The organism is Arthrobacter sp. 05L45_2 (assembly GCF_056397525.1).
The window spans coordinates 1-7,575 of the sequence record NZ_JBFTNO010000180.1; the positions used below are offsets into that span (position 1 = coordinate 1).

The 7,575-nt window shown below is 69.5% G+C and carries 4 protein-coding genes and 1 pseudogene; 3 read left to right on the forward strand and 2 right to left on the reverse strand.

Annotated elements, in window-relative coordinates:
* Positions 1 to 233 precede the first annotated feature (233 nt).
* Positions 234 to 1,046, forward strand: a pseudogene (locus tag AC1DHD_RS12845) (transglutaminase-like domain-containing protein); the annotation flags it as partial.
* Positions 1,047 to 1,203: 157 nt separating this feature from the next.
* On the opposite strand, the gene AC1DHD_RS12850 reads toward AC1DHD_RS12845, so the two are convergent.
* Together AC1DHD_RS12850 and rsmI are read right to left on the reverse strand one after the other, a co-directional pair.
* On the reverse strand, positions 1,204 to 2,655 hold the full coding sequence (locus AC1DHD_RS12850; protein WP_476880085.1) for an NAD-dependent succinate-semialdehyde dehydrogenase: 1,452 nt from the start codon (positions 2,653 to 2,655) through the stop codon (positions 1,204 to 1,206).
* A gap of 211 nt (positions 2,656 to 2,866) precedes the next feature.
* Positions 2,867 to 3,724 (reverse strand): 16S rRNA (cytidine(1402)-2'-O)-methyltransferase, encoded by an 858-nt coding sequence (gene rsmI, locus AC1DHD_RS12855; RefSeq protein WP_476880088.1) that lies wholly within the window; start codon positions 3,722 to 3,724, stop codon positions 2,867 to 2,869.
* A 119-nt stretch (positions 3,725 to 3,843) separates the two neighbouring features.
* On the opposite strand from rsmI, the gene AC1DHD_RS12860 reads away from it, so the two are divergent.
* Positions 3,844 to 5,601: a dolichyl-phosphate-mannose--protein mannosyltransferase gene (locus tag AC1DHD_RS12860; RefSeq protein ID WP_476880086.1), complete on the forward strand. Its 1,758-nt coding sequence runs from the start codon at positions 3,844 to 3,846 to the stop codon at positions 5,599 to 5,601.
* Positions 5,602 to 5,664: 63 nt separating this feature from the next.
* Positions 5,665 to 7,494, forward strand: a complete 1,830-nt coding sequence (locus tag AC1DHD_RS12865) for an AMP-dependent synthetase/ligase (RefSeq protein ID WP_476880087.1) — start codon at positions 5,665 to 5,667, stop codon at positions 7,492 to 7,494.
* The last annotated feature ends 81 nt before the right edge of the window (positions 7,495 to 7,575 follow it).

The following is a 7,575-nucleotide window of genomic DNA, read 5'->3' on the forward strand; positions in this document are numbered from 1 at the left end:
GCTGGGACCCGGCCACCTTGAGCATCAAAGGCGTCGATACCAACTCCCGCAACCAGCAGTACGTGGTGAATTCGGTGGTTCCGAAGCTCACCGCAGCCGTGCTGGCCGCCGCCCCGGAACGGGTGCAGGGGGTACCGGACACGTTCCTCCGCATCCCGTCCAACGTTCCCGCAATCGTGCGGCAGACCGCCGATACCGTCACCGCAGGGCGCAGCAGCAGCTACGCCAAAGCCATGGCCATCCAGCAATATCTGCGGTCCGCGGAGTTCAGCTACTCCCTGCAGTCCCCGGTCCAGGGCGGCTACGACGGGAACGGCCTGTCGGTGCTGGCGGACTTCCTAGCCCAGAAAAGCGGATATTGCATCCATTTCTCCTCCGCGATGGCGGTGATGGCCAGGCTGGAAGGAATCCCGAGCCGAATCGCCGTCGGCTACGCCCCGGGGCGTGCGACGGGCTCGACGGTGAGCATCGCGGGACTGGGGGCGTTGCCTGAGTACGAGGTGGATGCCCGTGACGCCCATGCCTGGCCCGAGCTCTTCTTCGAGGGCGTGGGCTGGGTGGCCTTCGAACCAACGCCATCGCGCGGTGTGGTGCCGGCCTACGCGACGGAGCAGGCGGCGCGCAGTGGCGCCAGCACCAACGAGAACAATGACGGGCTGCTCCCCGACGCGGGCGACCCGAAGCCCACCGCGGCACCGCTCCCCGTACCTGTGCCGGTGCCCGCACCCGCGGTCCGGGACACGGCGGCGGACAGCCTGGTACCGGCCCTGTACGGCGTAGGCGGGCTGCTGCTGGTGGTGTTGCTGCTGGCCTCACCCGCGCTGGTGCGCGGCGGGGTCCGGCGCCGCCGGCTGAAAGCCTCGGCGTCGGGTATGCCGGGCTCGGCCGTCCCGGCGTGGGCGGAGTTGCGGGATTTGGCGACCGATTACGGGGTGCCTCCCCGGAGCAGTGAGACCCCGCGGCACTTCTCGGCGAGGCTGCGGGATTCGTCGGCGCTGGGCGAAGCGGGCGGCCTGGATGCCGGGGCGCACGCGGCTGTGGCGTCGCTGACCGGGGATTTTGAACGCCAGCAGTATGGCCGGCCTGCGGCGGAGGACTCCGCCGCAGACACGGCGGCGGACAGGATCGTGCTGGTGCGCGGTGTGTTCCGGGCCCATTCATCATGGTGGACGCAGTTCCGGGCCGTCTGGCTGCCGGCCTCCCTCACTGCGCGCTGGCGGCGCCGGGCCTCATCACCGCTGCGTGCCGTGTCCGGGCCGGCCCGGAATGCAGGAAGCGGCGCCGCGGAGTCCTGGTCCAGGACAGCATGCCGGTCTCCAGGCGTTCGCCCATCCGGATGCCCCGGTTCAGGTCCTTGGTGAAGACGTACGCGACCAGGCCGTACTCGGTGTTGTTCGCGAGCCGGACAGCCTCGTCCTCGGTATCGAAGGTGATGATCGGGGCAACCGGCCCGAAGATTTCCTCGGACAGGATCCGGGTGCCCTCGGTGACACCCTTCAGGATCGTGGGCTGGTAGAAGTACCCCGGACCCTCCACCGCAGCCCCGCCCAGGACCGTCACGGCACCGGCGTTGACCGCGTCGGTGACCAGTTCGTGGACCTTGTCCCGGCTCTTGGCATCAATCAGCGGCCCCACCTTGGACTCGGCCTCGGTACCCCGGGCCGTGGTCATCTCCGCCATCTTCGCGGCGAACTTCTCCGCGAACTCATCGGCCACGGACCCGTGCACAATGAACCGGTTGGCCGCGGTGCACGCCTCGCCCATGTTCCGCAGCTTCGCCAGCATCGCCCCGGCCACGGCGGCGTCGACGTCGGCGTCCTCGAACACCACAAACGGGGCGTTCCCGCCCAGTTCCATCGAGGTCCGCAGGACCGTCTCCGACGCGTCCGCCAGCAACCGCCGGCCCACCTCGGTGGACCCGGTGAAGGACAGCTTCCGGAGCCGGGAATCCTTGATCAGCGGCCCGGTCGTGGCACCCGCGGTCGAGGTCGGAATAACGTTCAGCACACCGGCCGGCAGGCCGGCCTCCAGCATCACGGCCGCGAACAGCTGGGACGTCAGCGGCGTCAGGTTCGCGGACTTCAGCACCATCGTGCAGCCGGCCGCCACCGCCGGGGCGATCTTCCGGGTGGCCATGGCCAGCGGGAAGTTCCACGGCGTGATCAGCAGGCACGGACCCACCGGCTTCTTSGYCACCAGSAGCCGGGACTTSYCGTCCGGGGACACCGAATACCGGCCGAACGCCCGCACCGCTTCCTCGGAGAACCAGCGCAGGAACTCGGCACCGTAGGTCACCTCACCGCGGGCCTCGGCCAGCGGCTTGCCCATCTCCAGGGTCATCAGCAACGCGAAGTCCTCGGCCCGCTCCGTGACCATGTCAAACGCCCGGCGCAGGATCTCCCCGCGCTCCCGCGGTGGGACCTTGGCCCAGGACTCCTGCGCCGCGGCGGCGGCGTCCAACGCGGCAGCACCGTCCTCGGGGCCGGCGTCGGCCAGGCTCAACAACACCTTGCCGGTGGCGGGATCCTCGACATCAAACGTCTTCCCGGACGCGGCCGGACGCCACTGCCCGTCAATCAACAGACCGGTCGGCACGGACGCCAGCAGAGCAGCCTCACGCTCCGCGGTAACGGTGGGCTGGGCAGTTACAGTCACAATGACTCCCTCGTCAGCAATGGGTTTGGAAAGGTGGATCGGCCCGGCGTCTGGCCGCCGGCCCGGACTACTGCCACGGTACTGCCGGTCTCTCCGGGGTGTCTACGCATGCGCGCACTAGGACCGGGCGATTCCGCTGTGCAGCTGCACAAGCGGTGGAGCAGGACAGGCGCTGGCCGCGCCTGCCAGTGCCTGGCCCCGGGGGCCTGGATCAGCGGGCGGCGAGGACCGCGGAATACAGTTCGCGTTTGCTGACCCTGGCGTCCTCGGCGACCGCGGCCACGGCCTCCTTGAGCCGGATGCCCTGGGCGATCAGTGAGTTGACGGCGGCGACGTGGTCCTCGGGTTTGCCGGGCTCCCGCTCGGGGGCACCGCCCACCACGACGGCGATCTCGCCGCGGACCTCGTTGGTTTCCGTCCACTGCAGGAGTTCGCGCAGGGTGCCGCGGATGACTTCCTCGTACGTTTTGGTCAGTTCCCGGCAGACGGCGGCGCGCCGGTCGGCGCCGAAACGCTCGTGCAGGGCACGGAGCATGGGTTCCAGCCGGTGCGGCGCCTCGAAGAAGACCATGGTGCGGCGTTCGGCGTCGAGGTCGGCGAGCCGTGAGGTGCGCTCCCCCGCCTTCCGCGGCAGGAAACCCTCGAAGCAGAAGCGGTCCGTCGGCAGGCCGGAGAGGGCCAGGGCGGTCAGGACCGCCGACGGCCCGGGCACGGCCGTGACGGTGAGTCCTGCCGCGACGGCGCCCTCCACCAGCCGGAAGCCGGGGTCCGAGACGGCCGGCATCCCCGCGTCGGTCACCATCACCAGGGTTTTTCCCGAGCGGACCTGGTCCAGGAGTTCACCGGTCTTGGCGGCCTCGTTGTGCTCGTGATAGCTGATCACCCGGCCGGCCACGGTGATGCCGAGGCTTTGCACGAGGCGGTGCAGCCTCCGGGTGTCCTCGGCGGCGACGATGTCCGCGGTCTCCAGCAGTCCGATCAGCCGGGCGGAGGCGTCTCCGACGTTGCCGATCGGGGTGGCTGCCAGCACGATCCTGCCCGGCCCGGCGGCCGTTCCCGCCGCCGGCACGGCGTCGTCGGCGGCAAGGGCGGGTGCAGTGCTTGGCTGGGTGCTCAGTTCGGGATCCACCCCACCAGACTACTGCCGGCGGGCGCGCGGGACCGCCGTTCCCGGCCGCGAAAGGTAGCATGGGCAACGTGACGCAGACCCCCATGCGGCCTGCCGAGGCCGGTTCAGCCGCATCATTGCCCGCCGACCAAACCCCGGACAGCACCCGCCACGCCGCAGGCAGGCGGGACCAGGCCCGCACCGGGCGGAACCTGGAGGGGCACCGCTGGATCGGCCGGCCGGCCGAGGCGTTCGGCGTCGAAGCCCTCAAGGAGCGGCTGATCGGCGATATCCGCAGCTGGCGGGACTACCCGCCCACCCTGCGGCTCTGGTTCTGGCTGATTCCCGCCCTCACCGCCGTGCTGGGCGGGATCCTGCGTTTTGTCCGGCTCGACACCCCGCGCAACCTCGTCTTCGACGAGACCTATTACGTCAAGGACGGCTACTCGCTCCTGGTCAGCGGGTACGAGCGCGCCTGGCCGGAAAAGGCCAACGACTCCTTTATCGCCGGCAACCCCGGGGTCCTCCTGAACACCCCCGAATACGTGGTCCACCCGCCGGTGGGTAAATGGATGATCGCCGCCGGTATGTGGCTCTTCGGCCCGGACAACCCCTTCGGGTGGCGTTTCTCGGCCGCCCTGACCGGCACCCTGTCCATCTTCCTGCTCGCCYTGATYGCSCAGAARCTYTTCCRCTCGCTCACCCTGGGCGCCGTGGCCGGGGTGCTGCTGGCCGTGGACGGCCACCACCTCGTGATGTCCCGCACCTCGCTGCTGGACATCTTCTTGATGTTCTGGATCCTCGCCGCTTTCGGGGCGCTGCTGATGGACCGCGACGACGGTCGCCGCCGCCTCGCCGAACGACTGGCCCGGCAGGCATCCGCCTCAGCCGGCGGCGTTCCCTCGCGGCCGCAGCTGGCCGCCGGCCCCTGGCTGGGGATCCGCTGGTGGCGGCTCGCCGCCGGGGTCTGCCTTGGCCTGGCGGTCGGCACCAAATGGTCTGCCCTGTTCTTTATGGCTGGCTTCGGCCTGCTGACCGTCCTGTGGGACCTCAGCGCGCGCCGGATCGCCGGGGTCCACGGCTGGATCACCGGCGGCATCCTCAAGGACGGCATCGCGGCGTTCCTGAGCATCGTCCCGGTCGCCAGCCTGGTCTACCTGGCCACCTGGACCGGCTGGTTCCGCTCCAGCAACGCCTATTTCCGGCACTGGGCCGAGACCAACCCCTCGGCGCAGTGGGGCTGGCTGCCGGATTCGCTCCGCTCCCTGGCCCACTACCACCTCGAGGCGTACAAGTTCCATCAGGGCCTGAGCGCGGAACACCCGTATGAGGCGAGCGCCTGGAGCTGGCTGGTGATGGGACGGCCGACGTCGTTCTTCTATGAGTCGTCCAAGCAGGGGGCGGCGGACTGCGGCGGGCCGAACTGCACCTCCGCCATCCTCTCGGTCGGCAACCCGCTGATCTGGTGGAGCGCCGCGGTATGCCTGGGGATCCTGCTGTTCTGGTGGGCCGGCCGGCGTGACTGGCGGGCCGGGGCCATCCTGGCAGCCGTGGGCGCAGGCTACCTGCCCTGGTTCATGTACCCGGAACGGACCATGTTCTTCTTCTACGCGGTGTCCTTCGAACCGTTCCTGGTGCTCGCGCTGGTGTACTGCCTGGGGCTGGTGCTCGGCCGGCGTTCGGACCCGCTCTGGCGGCGCCGCTCCGGCCTCTACCTGGTGGCACTCTTCGTCGTCGCGGCCGTGCTGCTCTCGGCGTTCTTCTACCCGATCTGGACGGCGGAGCTGATTACCTACCAGGACTGGCGGATGCGGATGTGGATGCCGTCCTGGATCTAAGGCAGGATTACTAGCGGAGCCCCGCGTCCGCCGGGACGCAGAACGGAACGGGAGACACGTGTTGTGAGAGAAGCCAGCACCGGACTGCTCGTCGAGCTGGATCCGGAAAGCAATGTGACGGACCTGCTGCTCGAACAGCACGCCAAGGACCCCGTGCACGCCCTCTACTCCCGCAAAGGTCCCTCCGGCTGGGCGGACATCCCGGCCCAGCAGTTCCTCGACCAGGTGACGGCCCTCGCGAAGGGGCTGATCGCCGGCGGGCTGGCTCCCGGGGAAACCGTGGCCGTGATGTCCGCGACGCGCTACGAATGGACTGTGGYGGACTTCGCSATCTGGTTCGCCGGCGGCGTCACCGTCCCCATCTACGAAACCTCCTCGGCCAGCCAGGTGGAGTGGATCCTGCACGACTCGGGCGCCCGCCGCATCTTCGTTGAAGACCAGGCGAAGGCTGCGCTGGTCCAGCAGGTCCTGGACGGTTCAGCGCTGCTGGCCGGCCGGGTCCTCGGCGTCGTCCGGATGGATTACGACGGCGCCGCGCCGAACCTTGCCAGCCTCGCTGCCGCCGGCAGCGGCGTCAGCGACGCCGAGCTGGAGCGGCACCGTTCAACAGCGGCCCTCGCCGACGTCGCCTCCCTGGTCTACACCTCCGGCACCACCGGCCGGCCGAAGGGCTGCGAGATCACGCACGGCAACTTCGCCCTGGTTGCGAAGAACATCGTCCTGTTCCTGCCGGAAATCCTGCTGCAGCCGCACGCACGGAGCCTGATGTTCCTCCCGCTGGCCCATGTCCTGGCCCGGGCCGTCCAGGTCATCTGCCTCAGCGCGGGCGCCACACTCGGCCACACCGCCAGCGCCAAGGAACTCCTGGAGGACCTTGGGACGTTCAAGCCGACGTTCCTGCTGGTGGTGCCCCGCATCTTCGAAAAGGTCTACGCCGGGGCCGCGCACAAGGCGGCGCTGGCCGGCAAGGACCGGCTCTTCGGTGCGGCCGCCGCGGTCGCCATCGAGTATTCGACGGCCCTGGACGCCGCGGGTCGGGGCACTGGCGCGGGCCCCGGCTGGGTGCTGCGGACCAAGCACGCCGTGTTCGACCGGCTGCTGTACCCGAAACTCCGGGACGCGTTCGGCGGACGCCTGGGCTACACCGTCTCCGGGGCGAGCCCGCTCAGCGCCAACGATGCCCACTTCTTCCGCGGTGCCGGTGTGCCGGTCCTGGAGGGCTACGGCCTGACCGAGACGACCGCCCCGTGCACCGCCAATACGCCGTCCCGCACCAAGGTGGGAACCGTCGGGATCCCGGTTCCCGGCACCACCATCCGGATCGCCGACGACGGGGAAATCCTGGTCAAGGGCATTGGGGTGTTCAAGGGCTACCGCGCCAACGAGGCCGCCAACGCCGAGGCGTTCGTGGACGGGTTCTTCCGCACCGGTGACCTTGGGTCGCTGGACGCCGACGGATTCCTGACCATCACCGGGCGGAAGAAGGACCTGCTGGTGACCGCCGGGGGTAAAAATGTGGCGCCGGGGCCGCTGGAGGAAAAGATCCGTGAGCACCCGCTGGTGGCCCAGGCGGTGGTGGTCGGGGACGGGCGGCCGTTTGTGTCGGCGCTGGTCAACCTGGATCCCGAGGGCCTGGAGAACTGGTGTGCGGCGCAGCGTGTGCCCCTGATGGGCGTCGCGGAGGCCACAGCCAATGAGCAGGTCCGCGCCGCGATCCAGGCGGCCGTCGACGCGGCGAACACCCTGGTGTCAAAGGCCGAGTCGATCCGCACGTTCGTTGTGCTGGACACCGATTTCACGGTCGAGTCCGGGCACCTGACGCCGTCCCTGAAACTCAAGCGCTCCGCCGTCGTCAAAGATTTCCAGGCGCAGATCGACCGCATCTACGGGTAGGCTCCGGCCACTCCCCTGCGCACACAAAAGCGGCCGGCACTGAGGCGCCGGCCGCTTTGCTGTGTGTGAACCGTTTAGGAC